This window comes from Microbacterium croceum, from assembly GCF_023091245.1.
Classification (GTDB): Bacteria; Actinomycetota; Actinomycetes; order Actinomycetales; family Microbacteriaceae; genus Microbacterium; species Microbacterium croceum.
In genome coordinates, this window is record NZ_JAHWXN010000001.1 from 2,823,623 (window position 1) to 2,840,146 (window position 16,524).

Annotated in this window: 15 protein-coding genes and 2 tRNA genes; 3 read left to right on the top strand and 14 right to left on the bottom strand. The window is 66.2% G+C overall.

The window, feature by feature from the left end; translation table 11 throughout:
* A tRNA-Pro gene (locus KZC51_RS13395) sits at positions 1 to 74 on the bottom strand.
* A gap of 109 nt (positions 75 to 183) precedes the next feature.
* On the opposite strand from KZC51_RS13395, the gene KZC51_RS13400 reads away from it, so the two are divergent.
* Both KZC51_RS13400 and KZC51_RS13405 read left to right on the top strand, forming a co-directional pair.
* A tRNA-Gly gene (locus KZC51_RS13400) sits at positions 184 to 257 on the top strand.
* Positions 258 to 485: 228 nt separating this feature from the next.
* Positions 486 to 1,697, top strand: a complete 1,212-nt coding sequence (locus tag KZC51_RS13405; protein WP_247630443.1) for a hypothetical protein — start codon at positions 486 to 488, stop codon at positions 1,695 to 1,697.
* 59 nt (positions 1,698 to 1,756) lie between these two features.
* Here the strand turns inward: KZC51_RS13405 and KZC51_RS13410 are convergent, their stop codons facing one another.
* From KZC51_RS13410 to KZC51_RS13460, 11 genes are all read right to left on the bottom strand, one after another.
* On the bottom strand, positions 1,757 to 2,110 hold the full coding sequence (locus KZC51_RS13410; RefSeq protein ID WP_247630444.1) for an RNA polymerase-binding protein RbpA: 354 nt from the start codon (positions 2,108 to 2,110) through the stop codon (positions 1,757 to 1,759).
* Positions 2,110 to 2,358: a preprotein translocase subunit SecG gene (gene secG / locus KZC51_RS13415; RefSeq protein ID WP_247630445.1), complete on the bottom strand. Its 249-nt coding sequence runs from the start codon at positions 2,356 to 2,358 to the stop codon at positions 2,110 to 2,112. The genes KZC51_RS13410 and secG overlap by 1 nt, the downstream gene beginning before the upstream one ends.
* 81 nt (positions 2,359 to 2,439) lie before the next feature.
* Entirely contained in the window at positions 2,440 to 3,231 is a 792-nt protein-coding gene (gene tpiA / locus KZC51_RS13420) for a triose-phosphate isomerase (protein ID WP_247630446.1), read from the bottom strand.
* Complete coding sequence (locus KZC51_RS13425; RefSeq protein WP_247630447.1) at positions 3,222 to 4,436, bottom strand: phosphoglycerate kinase; 1,215 nt, start codon at positions 4,434 to 4,436, stop codon at positions 3,222 to 3,224. The genes tpiA and KZC51_RS13425 overlap by 10 nt, the downstream gene beginning before the upstream one ends.
* A 10-nt stretch (positions 4,437 to 4,446) precedes the next feature.
* On the bottom strand, positions 4,447 to 5,457 hold the full coding sequence (gap, locus tag KZC51_RS13430; protein ID WP_247630448.1) for a type I glyceraldehyde-3-phosphate dehydrogenase: 1,011 nt from the start codon (positions 5,455 to 5,457) through the stop codon (positions 4,447 to 4,449).
* Positions 5,458 to 5,573: 116 nt separating this feature from the next.
* Positions 5,574 to 6,200: a superoxide dismutase gene (locus tag KZC51_RS13435; protein WP_247630449.1), complete on the bottom strand. Its 627-nt coding sequence runs from the start codon at positions 6,198 to 6,200 to the stop codon at positions 5,574 to 5,576.
* 184 nt (positions 6,201 to 6,384) lie between these two features.
* The gene (gene whiA / locus KZC51_RS13440; protein ID WP_247630450.1) at positions 6,385 to 7,362 is read right to left on the bottom strand and encodes a DNA-binding protein WhiA; all 978 of its coding nucleotides are present in this window, start codon (positions 7,360 to 7,362) and stop codon (positions 6,385 to 6,387) included.
* A gap of 68 nt (positions 7,363 to 7,430) precedes the next feature.
* A complete protein-coding gene (gene rapZ, locus KZC51_RS13445; RefSeq protein ID WP_247630451.1) occupies positions 7,431 to 8,303 on the bottom strand; it encodes an RNase adapter RapZ in 873 nt (290 codons plus the stop codon).
* 34 nt (positions 8,304 to 8,337) lie between these two features.
* On the bottom strand, positions 8,338 to 10,239 hold the full coding sequence (uvrC, locus tag KZC51_RS13450) for an excinuclease ABC subunit UvrC (RefSeq protein WP_247630452.1): 1,902 nt from the start codon (positions 10,237 to 10,239) through the stop codon (positions 8,338 to 8,340).
* Positions 10,239 to 13,127, bottom strand: a complete 2,889-nt coding sequence (gene uvrA / locus KZC51_RS13455; protein WP_247630453.1) for an excinuclease ABC subunit UvrA — start codon at positions 13,125 to 13,127, stop codon at positions 10,239 to 10,241. The genes uvrC and uvrA overlap by 1 nt, the downstream gene beginning before the upstream one ends.
* 52 nt (positions 13,128 to 13,179) lie before the next feature.
* On the bottom strand, positions 13,180 to 13,623 hold the full coding sequence (locus tag KZC51_RS13460) for a MarR family winged helix-turn-helix transcriptional regulator (RefSeq protein WP_247630454.1): 444 nt from the start codon (positions 13,621 to 13,623) through the stop codon (positions 13,180 to 13,182).
* Positions 13,624 to 13,667: 44 nt separating this feature from the next.
* Here KZC51_RS13460 and KZC51_RS13465 point away from each other — a divergent pair, with 44 nt between their 5' ends.
* Positions 13,668 to 13,910: a hypothetical protein gene (locus KZC51_RS13465; RefSeq protein ID WP_247630455.1), complete on the top strand. Its 243-nt coding sequence runs from the start codon at positions 13,668 to 13,670 to the stop codon at positions 13,908 to 13,910.
* Between the two features lie 42 nt (positions 13,911 to 13,952).
* Here KZC51_RS13465 and KZC51_RS13470 read toward each other — a convergent pair whose 3' ends face one another.
* Together KZC51_RS13470 and uvrB are read right to left on the bottom strand one after the other, a co-directional pair.
* Entirely contained in the window at positions 13,953 to 14,285 is a 333-nt protein-coding gene (locus KZC51_RS13470; RefSeq protein WP_247630456.1) for a TfoX/Sxy family protein, read from the bottom strand.
* A 20-nt stretch (positions 14,286 to 14,305) separates the two neighbouring features.
* Entirely contained in the window at positions 14,306 to 16,378 is a 2,073-nt protein-coding gene (gene uvrB, locus KZC51_RS13475; protein WP_247630457.1) for an excinuclease ABC subunit UvrB, read from the bottom strand.
* Positions 16,379 to 16,524: the final 146 nt, after the last annotated feature.

Here is a 16,524-nt window from a genome sequence, read left to right on the forward strand (position 1 = left end):
TCGGGGCGACAGGAGTTGAACCTGCGACCTCCCGCTCCCAAAGCGGGCGCTCTACCAAACTGAGCTACGCCCCGGGGAATCCGCACGCAGATTCAGCCCCATCGAGTCTAACGGACAGGAACACCCTCGACAGTCCGCTATGATGGACAGGTCGGTTCGTGATCTCCGAGATCGTCCGACAACGGGGCTGTAGCTTAGTGGTAAAGCCTCTGTCTTCCAAACAGATGATGCGAGTTCGATTCTCGTCAGCCCCTCCACAGAGAATCCCGGTCAGACCAGCAACGGTCAGGCCGGGATTTCTGCGTCGACACCCCGAACCGCGCGATGATGACGGGGCCCGGCTTCCGCGGTATCGACAGAACCAGAGCGATCGCTGTCGCAGCGACACCGGGGCGGCAGCACCCACCCCCGGCGGCGGGTCATCCGGGAATGGCTGACTAAACTCGTCGCAATGTCCATGCCTTCGCTCAGGCGGAAGGGAAGCCGTGAACGACGTGAGTGCGAGCGAGTCTCGGGATGCCGCTCTGCCCGGAGGGCATGCGCTGCCCCCGTATTTCTCTGCGTCGCCACCCCGGACCCGCATCCGGAAACGCCGCCCGGGGCTCCTCTGGGGGCTCGTCGGGGGTATCGCCGTCATCGCGACGGTCTCCACGCTCCAGCTCACAGCCGACGCGAGCTATGACGCGGCGGAGGTGCAGTACCGGGAGGCCGCGCAGACGGCAGCAGGCGCACGGCTCACGCTCGACGAGGCGACCGCTGATCTGCGCGACGTCCAGGAGTCGGCGGCCCTGATCCTGGAGAGCGACACGGGGGCGCTGGTCGACCCCGCCGCCAAAGGCGACGTGACCGCGTCGGTCGCCGACGCAGAGGATGCGGCTGCTGCTGCCGATTCTCTCCTCGCGGAGGCCGTCCCCGCCGTCGGAGAGAAGCCCACCTGGTTCTGGGACCTGTATGCCGGTGCCGGTGCGCTCGACGAGGACCGCCGGAGCGTTGCGCGTCTCGAGGACCGGATGCAGAGCGAGCGCGAGGCGATCGGCACCGCGGGCGACGCGCTCACGGAGTCGGGACTCTCCCTGCTGACGACAACGGCCTCGGCCGCCGCAGATCACGAAGCGGCCCACATCTCGGCGCGCAACGACGACGTCATCGCTCTGCGCGAGGCTGCGGCGACAGCATCCGCCGTCACGACGATCGACGCCGATGCGGTGACCGCGTTCACGTCTCTGCAGTCCGCGGCCGCTCAGCTCGTCGCTTCCGAAGACGCGGAGCTCGCGGAGAAGTCCGGACCGTTGCTGGCCACGCGTCTGGAAGTCGAGGCGTTCGCGCGCTCGATCGCTCCTGGCGTCCTGCTCGAGTTCGATTGGGCGCCGATCGTCAACGGCGTCGGATACAACGGCAGCATGGGCGGCTACACGACCTGGTGGTGGGACGAACCCGGGCGCGCCACGATCCAGCTGTCGAACTCCGTCGCCGAGCAGTGGCCGGCCGACCGGAGCAAGGCGCTGGTGGTGCACGAAGTCGGTCATGCGATCAGCGTGAAATGTGCCGACATGTACGACGCCTCCACGCAGGACAGCATCGAGAAATGGGCGACCGCCTGGGCGATCAGCATGGGATACACCGATGACGCGAACGGTGTCTGGGCCTACGGATACCCACCGCAGAACTACATCGACGCGGCGGCCGGATGCCGCTGACGGAAACGACGAAGCCGCCGCGATCATTCGCGGCGGCTTCGTCTTTCGTCAGGTGGAGATCACTGTCCCCGACGCTCTCGGAGCTGATTCAGAGCGTCGTCGAGAAGCTGAACGGCTTCTTCGTCCGTGCGGCGCTCCTTCACATAGGCGAGGTGCGTCTTGTACGGCTCGGCCTTCGCGAGGGCAGGAGGGTTCTCCTTGTCGCGGCCGGCGGGAAGCCCGGACTGCGGATGATCGATCGTCTCGGGGATCTCCTCCTCGGGGAGCCCGGCGGCGAAGTAGCGCACCGTCTCGTTGCCGAGGCCGTCCCAGTAGGAGACCGCGATGCGGTCAGCGTGGTAGCCGTGATCCTGCTCCCCCATGGGACCGGAACCGACACGTGTACCGCGAATGGCGTTACCACCGGTAGCCATCAGATCACCTCGAACTTCGTGATGAGGCCCAGCGCGACGATCGCCACGAACCAGACCAGGGCCAGAACGACAGTGAAGCGGTTCAGGTTCCGCTCCGCGAGACCGGAGGATCCGACTGCTGAGGTCATGCCCCCACCGAACATGTCGGAGAGGCCACCACCGCGACCCTTGTGCAGAAGGATGAGGAGGGTCAGCAGGACGCTGGTGATGCCCAGCACGACCTGCAGGACGAACTCGAGAATTGCCACGAGAAAGAGCCTTTCGCTGGGGCAGGAGCGCCCCCGTAACGGTCAAGTATACGGTGCAGCGGGGCCGGAGCCCCGCCGCACTCACACGCCGACGTGCTTCTCGAAGCGGATGATCGCGGCGAACTCGTCGACGACGAGGCTCGCCCCACCGACCAGCGCACCGTCCACGTCGGGCTCACGCATGTAGCTCGCGATGTTCGCGGACTTCACCGACCCGCCGTAGAGGACACGCGTCCGTGCGGCCGCGTCATCGCCCAGCACCTTCGCGATGACGGCGCGCAGCGCGGCGCAGACGTCCTGCGCCTGCTGGGGCGTGGCAGCCTGTCCCGAGCCGATCGCCCAGACGGGCTCGTACGCGACGACGATGTCCGCCGTCGGCGCGACACCCCGCAGTGCGGCCTCGAGCTGACCGGCCGGAACGGCGCTGGCACCGAACTTCTCCAGGTCTTCCGCGGTCTCCCCCACGCAGATCACCGGCACGAGTCCGTGCTTCAGCGACGCCTGCACCTTGGCGGCCACCACGTCATCGCCCTCGGAGTGGTACTCACGACGCTCGGAGTGACCGATGATGACGTATTTCGCGTCGAGCTTCGCGAGGAACGCCCCCGACACCTCTCCGGTGTACGCACCGGAGTCGTGAGCCGAAAGATCCTGAGCACCGAGCGAGAACGGGATCTTGTCCGCATCGATCAGGGTCTGCACGCTGCGGATGTCGGTGAACGGCGGGAAGACCGCCACCTCGACGGAGCCGTCCTCGTGCTTGGCATCCTTGAGCGTCCAGTGCAGCTTCTGCACGAACGCGACCGCCTGCAGGTGGTCCAGGTTCATCTTCCAGTTGCCCGCGATCAGCGGGGTACGGGGCGTCACGCCCATCCGAGCACCTCCAGGCCGGGTAGTTTCTTGCCCTCGAGGAACTCGAGGCTTGCGCCGCCGCCGGTCGAGATATGACCGAACTGGTCGTCGCTGAAGCCGAGCTGACGCACGGCAGCGGCGGAATCGCCACCACCGACCACGCTGAGGCCATCGACCTCGGTGAGCGCCTGCGCGACGGTCTTGGTGCCGGCCGCAAAAGCCGGGAACTCGAATACGCCCATCGGGCCGTTCCAGAACACCGTCTTGGATGCGCGGATGACCTCGGCGAACCGAGCCGCGGTCTCCGGTCCGATATCGAGGCCGATGCCCGAGGCGCCGAAGGGCGTCGTCTCGATCGCATCGGCCGCGGCGACCTCATGCGCCGCGTCGGCGCCGAAGGACGCAGCGACGACGACATCGGTCGGCAGCACGATCTTCACGCCGCGCTCGGCGGCTTCCGCGAGGTACCCGCGGACCGTCTCGAGCTGATCCTCCTCCAGGAGGCTCGATGCCACCGCGTGCCCCTGCGCCTTGAGGAAGGTGAACAGCATGCCGCCGCCGACGAGGATCGTGTCGACGCGCGGCAGCAGGTGCGAGATGACGCCGAGCTTGTCACTGACCTTCGAACCGCCCAGCACGACCGCGTATGGCCGCTCCGGGTTCTCGGTGAGACGGTCGAGCACATCGAGCTCGGCTGCGATCAGCAGACCGGCAGCAGACGGCAGCAGCTTCGCGAGCTCATAGACGCTCGCCTGCTTGCGGTGGACGACACCGAAGCCGTCCGAGACCAGTACGTCGCCGAGGGCGGCGAGCTCCGCTGCGAACGCCGCACGAGTGGCGTCGTCCTTTGCGGTCTCACCGGCGTTGAAGCGGAGGTTCTCGATCACGACGACTCCGCCGTCTTCGAGCGATGCCACAGCTTCCTGTGCCGATTCGCCGACAGTGTCACGCGCGAACGCGACCGGCTTGCCGAGCAGCTCCGACAGTCGCTGGGCGACCGGCTCGAGGCTGTACTGAGGATCGGGCGCGCCATCCGGGCGTCCGAGGTGGGAACACACGACGACGCGGGCACCCGCGTTGATCAGTGCGTTGAGGGTCGGCAGCGAGGCGCGAACGCGGCCATCGTCCGTGATGATCCCATCCCGCAGGGGGACGTTGAGATCACAACGGACGATGACGCGCTTGCCTTCGAGCGACCCCAGCGTGTCCAGGGTGCGCAGAGTCATGTATCTGAGCTTAGAGGCGCTCGGCCACGTACTCGGTCAGGTCGACGAGACGGTTGGAGTAACCCCACTCGTTGTCGTACCAGCTGGAGACCTTGACGAGGTTGCCGCTGACGTTGGTCAGCGTCGCGTCGAAGATCGAGGAGTGCGGGTTGTGCACGATGTCGCTGGAGACGATCTGGTCCTCGTTGTACTGGAGGAACCCGGCAAGACGCCCCTCGGCAGCGGCCTTCTTGTACGCCTCGTTCACCTCTTCGACCGTGAGGTTCTCGCGGTCGGTGATCAGCGTCAGGTCGACGATCGATCCGGTGGGAACCGGAACACGGTACGACGAGCCGCTCAGCTTGCCCTGGAGCTCCGGGAGCACCTCGCCGATCGCCTTGGCAGCACCGGTCGAGGCCGGGGTGATGTTGATCGCCGCGGCACGCGCACGACGGAGGTCGCTGTGCGGGCCGTCCTGAAGGTTCTGGTCAGCGGTGTAGGCGTGCGCGGTCATCATGAATCCGCGGTCGATGCCGAACGCGTCGTTGAAGACCTGCGCGAGCGGCGCGAGGCAGTTGGTGGTGCACGACGCGTTGGAGAGGATGTGATCCGTCTCCGCGTTGTAGGTGTCCTCGTTCACGCCCATGACGAACGTGCCGTCGACGCCGGTGCCCGGCGCCGAGATGAGGACCTTCTTCGCGCCGGCATCGATGTGCTTGCGTGCCAGCTCGGCCTTGGTGAAGAAGCCGGTCGACTCGATGACGATGTCGACGCCCAGCTCGCCCCACGGGAGGTTGGCGGGGTCGCGCTCGGCGAACGCCTTGATCTTCTTGCCGTTGACCGTGATGCTGTCGTCGTCGAAGCTGATCTCAGCGTCGAGGACGCCTCCGACCGAGTCGTACTTCAGCAGGTGGGCAAGGGTCTTGTTGTCGGTGAGGTCGTTGACCGCGACGATCTCAAGGTCTGCTCCCTGCGCGAGGGCCGCGCGGAAGTAGTTGCGTCCGATACGGCCGAAGCCGTTGATACCGATCTTGACAGACACTCAGGTCTCCCTGTTTCTCGTGCGCCGAGCGCTGCATTCCTGCAGACGCGAAGCGCGGGGGGTTTTTGGCTGAGATGGCGTCCCGGCGAGCCGAAACCCACCGGGACGCGACCCGGTTACGACAGTACCAGCAGGCCGTTCGTCTGCTTACGGGCGACTTCGAAGCGCTGGGCGACGTTCTCCCAGTTGGCGATGTTCCACGCCGCCTTGACGTAGTCGGCCTTGACGTTCAAGTAGTCCAGGTAGAAGGCGTGCTCCCACATGTCCAGCTGGAACAGCGGGATGGTACCCTGCGCCGTGTTCGCCTGCTGGTCGAAGAGCTGCTGGATGATCAGGCGCGATCCGATCGAGTCCCAGCTCAGAACCGCCCAGCCGGAGCCTTGGATGCCGGTGGCTGCGGCGGTGAAGTGCGCCTGGAACTTCTCGAAGGAGCCGAAGTACTCGTCGATGGCCGCCTGCAGCTCGCCCTCGGGCTGGCCTCCGCCGTTCGGCGACAGGTTGGTCCAGAAGATCGAGTGGTTGACGTGCCCGCCGAGGTTGAACGCGAGGTCCTTCTCGAGCTTGTTCACATTGGCGAGGTTGCCGCTGTCACGGGCTTCGGCAAGCTGGTCGAGTGCCGTGTTGGCGCCGGCGACGTAGGCCGCGTGGTGCTTGTCATGGTGGAGTTCCATGATCTTGCCGCTGATGTGGGGCTCGAGAGCTGCGAAATCGTAGGGAAGGTCAGGGAGCGTGTAGGTCGCCATGTCGCTTTCATCCAATCCGCGCCGCGCCGCGGCGCTTGCCGATCCTCCGCGCCACCGATGTGCGGCGTAGAGCGGACGTAACTCATCCTACTGACGACAACGCGCGCATGTCCCGGAACCTTCCGACGTGTGACGCAAAAGAACCGGCCCCAGGACGGGACCGGTTCTGAAGTCGTCGCGGCGCTCAGACGTCGAGCCCTGCCGGCACCGCAGCTTCGGTTCCGGGGATGCCCTCCTGCTGCGCCCGCTTGTCCGCCATGGCGAGCAGGCGGCGGATACGGCCCGCGACCGCGTCCTTGGTCAGAGGCGGGTCAGCATGGTGGCCGAGTTCGTCGAGGCTCGCGTCGCGATGCGCGAGACGCAGTTCTCCCGCCACCTTGAGATGGTCGGGGACTTCGTCGGCAAGGATCTCGAGTGCACGTTCCACGCGCGCGCAGGCGGCCACGGCGGCCTGCGCGGAACGCCGGAGGTTCGCGTCATCGAAGTTGACCAGGCGGTTGACACCCGCGCGGACCTCGCGACGCTGCCGCAGCTCTTCCCACGCGACCGCGGTCTTCTGTGCGCCCATCTCGCTCAGCACGGTGCGGATCGCCTCGCCTTCGCGGACAACTACGCGCGGCATCCCGCGGACTTCCCGCGCCTTCGCGGCGACGCCGAGACGATGCGCCGCCCCGACCAGTGCCATAGCCGCTTCAGACGACGGGCAGGCGACCTCGAGCATCGCGGAACGACCGGGCTCGCTGAGCGTTCCCGCTGCGAGGAACGCACCGCGCCACAGTCCGGCGATCTCGGCACGCGAGCCGGTGGTCAACCGGTTCGGCAGCCCGCGAACCGGACGACGGCGCTGGTCCAGCAGACCGGTCTGACGGGCGAGCGTCTCTCCTGCGCCGATGACGCGGACCGCCCAGCGTGCGCCCTCGTTCGCGGTGCTCGACTGCACCTGCGCGATCTCGGGGCGGACACCGTAGATCTCCGCGAGATCGCGCGCAACGCGGCGCGCCAGCGTCTCCGCATCCACCTCTGCTTCGACGGCCACCCGGCCGGCGATGGAGTGCAGCCCACCGGCGAACCGGAGGATAGCGGTCACCTCCGCGACACGCACCGTGGGGGGTGCATTACGGATGCTGACCAGCTCAGCCTTGACGTCGGTGGTTAGTGCCACGAGGCTCCTCTACGTTCACGCGCCGGATCGCGACGCAAACGTCCAGCTTACCCGGCTGGGCGCACTGCTCACTCCCTGCCGAGGTCCCTGTGACGCACATTGACGGCGACGCCGGGGATCGCGGCAATCCTTCGAGCGAGCTCTTCAGACATCGCCACGGAGCGATGCTTCCCACCTGTGCAGCCGATGGCGACCGTCGAGTGGCTCTTGTTCTCCCGCTGATAGCCCTCCAGCACCGGCACGAGAGCGGCGGCATAGGCGTCCAGGAACTCCGCCGCTCCCTCACGGGTGAGCACGTAGTCCCGCACAGGCTCGTCCTGCCCCGTGAGCCCGCGGAGTTCCTCGTTCCAGAACGGATTGGGCAGGAAGCGCATGTCGGCCACGAGGTCGACGTCAGTGGGCAGTCCGTACTTGAACCCGAAGCTGAGCAGCGTCACCCGGTGCCTGGCTTCCCCCTCCTCCGAGAAGAGATCGGAGACCTGGGTGGCCAGCTGGTGGATGTTCAGCGACGACGTATCGATCACCAGGTCCGCTGCTTCTCGGATCGGCGCGAGGCGGTTGCGCTCGATTCGAATGCCGTCGAGCAGCGTGCCGTCGCCCTGCAGCGGCTGTGGGCGCCGCACGGCCTCGAAGCGCCGGACGAGCACATCATCGGAGGCGTCGAGGAACAGCACCCGCACCGAGCCACGGGAGCGGAGAGCCCTGGCCACGCCCGGGAAGTCGTCGAAGAGGTTGCCCCCGCGCACGTCGACCACCGCGGCGACCTTGGGGAGCGCTTTGCCGCCCATGTCCGTGAGGTCCAGGAGGGGGCGGAGGATCTGCGGAGGGAGGTTGTCGACCACGTACCAGCCAAGGTCTTCCAGCGCGTTGGCCACGGTCGTCCGACCGGCGCCGGACATACCCGTGACAATGAGGAACTCGCCCTTGTCCCCGTCAACCATGGTTCACTGCTCCTTCTCCCCCTCGCTTCCCAGCCTAGCGAGTGGAGAGATGGGTGTGGATGTTCTGAGCGAGCACGGGACCGATCCCCTGGACTTCCTCGATCGCTCCCGGTGGAGCGGCGCGCAGCGCGGCAACGGAGCCGAAGTGCTTGAGCAGCACCTTGATGCGCGAGGCCCCCAGTCCCGGCACTTCAGCGAGCACGGAGGTGATGTCGTTCTTGCGCTTCTTACGCTGATGGACTATCGCGAAACGATGCGCCTCGTCGCGAAGGCGCTGCAACAGATACAGCGCCTCGCTCGTTCGCGGGAGGATCACCGGGAAGTCCTCGCCGGGGAGCCACACCTCCTCGAGGCGCTTGGCGATGCCGCACACCGCGATCTCGGTGTGGTTCGCATCACGTAGCGCACGGGCTGCGGCCTCGACCTGGGGCTTGCCACCATCGACCAGCAGCAGCTGCGGCGGGTACGCGAAACGGGGCTTGCGCTTTCCCGCTGTCTCGCCGTCTTCGCCGACGACCTCGTCGGAGGTCGGGTCGATGATGACGACGGGCTCAGGCCGGTCCAGGTATGCCAGGCGCCGACGCAGCACCTGATACATGGAGTCCGTATCGTCGGTGGTCTCGGCGATGCCGAACGAACGGTACTGGTCCTTGCGAGGCAGGCCGTCTTCGAAGACCACCATCGAGGCCACGACGTTGGTACCGCTGAGGTGCGAGATGTCGAAGCACTCGATCCGCAGCGGGGCCTCGGTCATGCCCAGGGCTTCCTGCAGGTCGGTGAGGGCCTGTGTGCGCGCGATGTAGTCGCTGGTGCGACGAGTCTTGTGCCGGATCAGCGCCTGTTGGGCGTTGAGAGTGGCCGTACGCATCAGGTCGGCGCGCTGACCGCGCTGCGCTACGGCGAGCTCCACCTTGCGGCCGCGTCTCGTCCGGAGCCATTCCTCGAGCTCGCGCGCATCATCCGGGAGGGTGGGCACCAGGATCCGGCGCGGCACGTCCTGCGCCTCGCCGTACGCGCGCTGCAGCACCTGATCGACCAGTTCGCCGCGGGAGATGTCGATCTCCTTCTCGATGGTCATCGCCCGCACACCGCGCACGCGCCCCTTACGGATCACGAAGTGCTGCACGGCGGCGGAGAGCTCATCTTCCGCGATGCCGAACAGATCTGCGTCCTCATCAGAGGGCAGCACCAGTGCGCTCTTCCCGAGCACGGCTTCGATGGCTGACAACTTGTCGCGGTACTTCGCCGCAGCCTCGTAGTCCATCGCCGCCGAGGCGGATAGCATCCGCTTGGTCAGCTCACGGGTGAATCGCTCGTCGCCGCCAGCCATGAACGCCACGAAGTCATCGACCATGGCGCGGTGCTCTTCGACGGTCACCGTCATCGAGCAGGGGCCGCCGCACTTGCCGATCTGACCAGGGAAGCAGGGGCGCCCGGTCTGCATCGCGCGCTTGTAGCTCGCGTCACTGCAGGTGCGGATCGGGAATGCCTTGATCATGAGGTCGATCGTCTCGTGCACTGCCCAGACCTTGGGGTACGGTCCGAAGTAGCGCGCGCCGGGGATCTTTCGATTCCGCGTGACGATCACCCGCGGTGCTTCATCCGCAAGCGTCACCGCCATGAACGGGTAGGACTTGTCGTCCTTGTAGCGCACGTTGAATGGCGGATCGAACTCCTTGATCCACATGTACTCCAGCTGGAGGGAGTCGACGTCGGTCGGCACAACGGTCCACTCGACCGACGAAGCCGTCGTGACCATCCTCCGCGTCCGCTCATGAAGCGTGCGCAGCGGCGCGAAGTAGTTCGATAGACGCTGGCGGAGATTCTTCGCCTTGCCCACATAGAGCACACGCCCCTCGGCGTCACGGAAGCGATACACCCCTGGGTCTGTCGGGATCTCGCCCGCCCTCGGCTTGTACGGCAGCACGTCTGCCATCAGCTGGCCTTCCGCGCGGCGCGCCCTTCCCCGAGGATCTCTGCGAGGAACTGCCCGGTGTGGCTGCCCTCGGCGCGAGCGATCTGCTCAGGGGTCCCCGTCGCGATGATCTGTCCGCCGCCGGATCCGCCCTCGGGCCCCAGGTCGATGACCCAGTCCGCGGACTTGATGACGTCGAGGTTGTGCTCGATGACGATCACGGTGTTGCCCTTGTCGACCAGTCCGTTGAGCACTTCGAGGAGCTTGCGCACGTCTTCGAAGTGCAGACCCGTGGTCGGCTCGTCGAGCACGTAGATGCTGCGTCCGTTGCTGCGGCGCTGGAGTTCGGTGGCGAGCTTGACGCGCTGCGCCTCGCCGCCGGACAGCGTGGTCGCGGACTGTCCGAGGCGGACGTAGCCGAGCCCCACATCGACGAGCGTCTTCATGTAGCGGTGGATCGCCTGGATCGGTTCGAAGAAGTCTGCCGCTTCCTCGATCGGCATCTCAAGCACCTCGGCGATGTTCTTGCCCTTGTAGTGCACGGCGAGCGTGTCACGGTTGTAGCGCTTTCCGTGGCAGACCTCGCAGTCGACGTACACATCGGGCAGGAAATTCATCTCGATCTTGATCGTGCCGTCGCCGGAGCATGCCTCGCAGCGGCCTCCCTTGACGTTGAAGCTGAATCGGCCCGGCTGGTAGCCGCGCACCTTCGCCTCGGGCGTCTCGCTGAACAGCGAGCGGATGCGGTCGAACACGCCGGTGTAGGTCGCCGGGTTCGAGCGCGGGGTGCGCCCGATCGGCGCCTGGTCGACGTGCACGACCTTGTCGAGGTTGTCGAGTCCCGTGACCCTGGTGTGCTTACCGGGCACCGTGCGTGCGCCGTTGAGGCGGGATGCGAGCACCTGGTACAGGATGTCGTTCACGAGCGAAGATTTGCCGGAGCCGCTGACTCCGGTGACCGCGGTCAGCACGCCCAACGGGAAGTCGGCCGTGACATTCTGCAGGTTGTTCGCCCTGGCGCCGACCACGCTGAGCAGACGCTTCTTGTCGATCTTGCGCCGTTTCGCGGGCATCGGGATCTCGCGGCGACCGGAGAGGTACTCCCCTGTCATCGACGCGCTGTCGTCGAGCAGCGCCGCGTACGGACCGGAGTGCACGACCTCTCCACCGTTCACACCTGCGCCGGGGCCGATGTCGACCACCCAGTCGGCTGCTTCGATCGTCTCCTCATCGTGCTCGACGACGATCAGCGTGTTTCCGAGGTCGCGCAACGTCAGCAGCGTCTCGATCAGGCGGCGGTTGTCACGCTGGTGCAGGCCGATCGACGGCTCGTCCAACACATACAGCACGCCCGTGAGGCCGGAGCCGATCTGGGTCGCTAGGCGGATGCGCTGGGCTTCTCCACCCGACAACGAACCGGCGGAGCGGCTGAGGTTGAGGTACGACAGGCCGACCTGCAGGAGGAAGTCGAGGCGCAGGCGGATCTCGCGCAGCACCTGCGCGGCGATCTTGGCCTCGCGGTCGGTGAGGACGAGCGTCTCCATGAAGGCACGAGCATCGGCGAGGCTGAGGTGCGAGACCTCGGCGATCGAGTGCCCGTGCACCTGCACCGCCAGTACCTCGGGTTTCAGACGATCGCCGTCGCAGACAGGGCAAGGGACTTCGCGAAGGTACTCGCCCCAGCGGTTGCGCTGGTTGTCGGACTCCGCCTGGAGGTACTGTCGCTCGATGTAGGGCACCACGCCTTCGAAACCGGAGGCGTACCGCATCTCACGGCCGTAGCGGTTCTTCCACTTGACCGTGACCTTATAGTTCTCGCCGCGGAGCACAGCATCCTGAACATCCGAATGCAGCTCGCGCCAGGGGGTGTCCAGCGAGAAGTCCAGATCGCGCGACAGCCCTTCGAGCAGCCGCTCGTAGTACTGGAACAGCCCCTTGCCCTGGGTCGTCCACGGGATGATGACGCCCTCGCGGATGGAGAGGTCTTCGTCGCCGAGCATCAGGTCGACATCGACGGACATGCGGGTTCCGAGGCCGGAGCACGCCGGGCAGGCGCCGAATGGAGCGTTGAACGAGAACGTGCGCGGTTCGATCTCGGTGAGGGTCAGCGCATGCCCGTTCGGACACGCGAGCTTCTCGGAGAAGGACTGCCACGCGGCATCGCCCTCCTCGTCGACGAAGTTGACCTGCACGACTCCGCCGGCCAGGCCGATCGCAGTCTCAACCGAATCCGTCACACGGCCGAGGATGTCGTCAGCTGCCACGAGGCGGTCGACGACGACCGCGATGTCGTGCTTGTAGCTCTTCTTGAGCGTCGGAGGCTCCGCCAGCTGCACCAGGTCTCCGTCGACGATCGCACGCGAATATCCCTTCGCGCCGAGCTCGCGGAACAAATCGACGAACTCGCCCTTCTTCTGCGAGATGATCGGGGCGACGATCTGGTAGCGGGTGCGCTCCGGCAGCTCCATGAGCTGATCGGCGATCTGCTGCACGGTCTGACGCTGGATGCGTTCGCCGCACTCGGGGCAATGCGGGATGCCGATGCGCGCCCAGAGCAGACGCATGTAGTCGTAGATCTCGGTGATCGTGCCCACCGTCGAGCGCGGGTTGCGGTTCGTGGACTTCTGGTCGATCGAGACCGCCGGGCTCAGCCCTTCGATGAAGTCCACATCAGGACGGTCGACCTGTCCGAGGAATTGGCGCGCATACGCACTCAACGATTCGACGTACCGGCGCTGACCTTCCGCGAAGATCGTGTCGAACGCGAGGCTGGACTTTCCCGAGCCGGACAGACCGGTGAACACGACGAGAGAGTCGCGGGGAATATCGATGTCGACGTTCTTGAGGTTGTGCACGCGGGCACCGCGGACACTCAGTTTTCCGGGCGAAACTACAGGGACGATAGGCACCGGACAAGTCTACGAGGGGCCACGGACATTGGCTCCGCGTACGCTGCGAGCGTCAGTCGGATTCGGTACGGCGCCCGACAAACGGCCCCAGCCCGTCGCGCAGCGCCGAGATCTCCCCCACGTTCATTCCCACCGCCGACATCACTTCATGGGGCACGTCGAGCGCACGCTCTCGCAGCGCGCGACCGCTGTCGGTCAGAGTGATCTCGAGCCGGCGTTCGTCCTCGCTGCTGCGCTGGCGGACGATCAGCCCTTCGGCCTCGAGACGCTTCACGAGCGGAGAGGCGGTGGCCGGCTCCATCGCCAGCTCCCCGGCGAGATCGTTCAGCGAGCGCGGATCCCGTTCCCAGAGCGCGAGCATCACGAGGTACTGCGGGTGCGTGAGCCCGAGTGGCTCCAGGATCGGGCGGTAGATGGCGACCACATTGCGCGCGGCCGTCACCAACGCGAAGCAGAGCTGGTTCTCCAGCCGGAGCAGATCATCGGTCGACGTCACGAAGCCAACTATACATCTGCACTAATCATTAGTACACTAACCACATGGCACACGACCAAGATCGTCCACCGCTCCGCACGCGCATCCGCGAGGCGGGAGGGCTCTATGCCTGGGTTAACACCAACCTCATCCGATTCGCCGGCCCGGCATCGGTGGGACCGTACGAGAAGACGCCTCCCCCGAGCGCAGCGGAACGCGCCGAGCGTTCCTGCCCGTTGTGCGGTGCGCCGATGACCGAGCATGAGATCGACCGCTCCGGAGTCAAGACGCTGGTGCACTGCCCCTGACGCCGCGTTTTACGGCCCATCCCGCGCAGGGATGCCAATCGGTCAGCCCGCCCCCTCCGCGTTCTCCCGTGCGACGTCCAGCCAGTACATGAGCTCGCCGTCGTCGGTGATCGCGTCGGCGATGACGTCGAGCCACCCGGTCGCCATGGTCCGCGTGCCCATCACGGCACGCGCAACTCCAACGCGGGTGGACAGCGCGGCCCCGGTCTCCTCATCGACACGGACCAGCAGTGTCCCACCCGGTCGCGCCCCGACGAGGATGTGTCCATCGAGGAGGAACGCCCTCGTGCCGAACATACGACGCTCCTCGACGCCACCCGCCGTGCTCAGCAGCGCCCGCACCCGGTCTGCCAGCTCCTCGCCTGCCGCGTCCATCTCACCCTCCGGTCACGCGCTCAGGCATGGCCGGCACGCTCCATCGCCCGCAGTTCCTTCTTGAGGTCCTGAACCTCATCACGCAGACGACCAGCGAGTTCGAACTTGAGCTCCGCCGCCGCTGCGAGCATCTGATCGGTTAGATCCTGGATCGTCGCCTCGAGCTGCTGCGCACCCTCGGCCGCGATGCCGGTCCGACGCAGGTTCGGCGTAGGGGACTTGCCCTTGCCGCTGGCCCGACCGCGCCCCGACATCAGCTCGGCGGTGTCCGCCCCTTCGCGCGCCAGCACTTCGGTGATGTCGGCGATCCGCTTGCGCAACGGCTGCGGGTCGATGCCGTGCTCCGCGTTGTAGGCGACCTGCTTCTCGCGTCGACGATCGGTCTCCTCGATCGCCTTCGCCATCGAGTCGGTGATCTTGTCGGCGTACATGTGCACCTCGCCCGACACGTTTCGTGCCGCGCGACCGATCGTCTGGATCAGTGAGGTTCCCGAACGAAGGAACCCCTCCTTGTCCGCGTCGAGGATTGCGACCAGGGACACCTCGGGGAGGTCGAGACCTTCGCGAAGGAGGTTGATGCCGACGAGCACGTCGTACACGCCCGCCCGCAGTTCGCTCAGCAGCTCGACGCGGCGCAGCGTGTCGACATCCGAGTGCAGGTAGCGCACGCGCACACCGTGCTCTCCGAGGAAGTCTGTGAGCTCCTCCGACATCTTCTTCGTGAGAGTCGTGACGAGCACGCGCTCATCGCGCTCCACCCGCTGTCGGATCTCTTCGAGCAGGTCGTCGATCTGTCCCTTGGAGGGCTTGACGATGATGTGCGGGTCGACCAGACCGGTCGGGCGGATGATCTGCTCCACCACGCCGTCGGCGATTCCCATCTCGTACTTGCCCGGCGTCGCCGACAGATACACCGTCTGCCCGATCCGATTCTTGAACTCGTCCCAGCGCAACGGACGGTTGTCCATCGCGCTCGGCAGACGGAATCCGTGGTCGACGAGGGTGCGCTTGCGCGAGGCGTCGCCCTCGTACATGGCGCCGATCTGCGGCACGGCGACGTGCGACTCGTCGATCACGAGCAGGAAGTCATCGGGGAAGAAGTCGAGCAGCGTGTGCGGAGGCTCCCCCGGTTCGCGCCCATCCATGTGGCGCGAGTAGTTCTCGATACCGGAGCAGAACCCGAGCTGTTGGAGCATTTCGAGATCGAAGCTCGTGCGCATACGCAGACGCTGCGCTTCGAGGAGCTTGCCCTGACGCTCGAACTCCGCGAGCCGCTCCTCGAGTTCCTTCTCGATCGTGCCGATCGAGCGCTGGATGACGTCTGTGCCGGCGACGTAGTGCGACGCGGGGAAGATCGGCACCGACGCGAGCTTCTCGATGACCTCGCCCGTCAGCGGATGCAGTGAGTAGAGCGCCTCGATCTCGTCGCCGAACAGCTCGATGCGGATCGCGTGCTCCTCGTAGACCGGGATGATCTCGATCGTGTCGCCGCGCACGCGGAAGTTCCCGCGCGAGAAGTCGACGTCGTTGCGGTTGTACTGCATCGCGATGAACTGACGGATCAGAGCGTCACGGTCGTAGCGCTCGCCCACCTGCAGCGCCACCATCGCGCGCAGGTACTCCTCCGGCGCACCGAGGCCGTAGATGCACGAGACAGTGGACACCACGACCACGTCGCGCCGGCTGAGCAGGGAGTTCGTCGTGGAATGCCGGAGCCGCTCGACCTCGGCGTTGATCGATGAGTCCTTCTCGATGAAGGTGTCGGTCTGCGGGACGTACGCCTCCGGCTGGTAGTAGTCGTAGTAGGAGACGAAGTACTCGACGGCGTTGTTGGGCATCAACTCGCGGAACTCGTTCGCGAGCTGCGCGGCGAGGGTCTTGTTGTGCGCGAGCACGAGGGTCGGCCGCTGCACCTGCTCGATCAACCAGGCCGTGGTCGCCGACTTGCCGGTACCGGTCGCTCCGAGGAGAACGACGTCCGTCTCCCCTGCATTGATGCGTGACGCGAGTTCGGCGATCGCCTGCGGCTGGTCACCGGCGGGGGCATACTCGCTGATGACCTCGAAGGGGCGGACGCTGCGGGTGGGTTGCATAGTTCCAGCGTAGGCCGCCCCTCCGACATCCGGGCCGGTCACGCTGCCAGCGAAGCCTCCGGGCAGATGCCTTCGACACCTGCACTGCTGCAGCACGTGCTCCGCGCGGTGCACGGCCGACGTCCTCCTCCGCACACCTCGCCCTA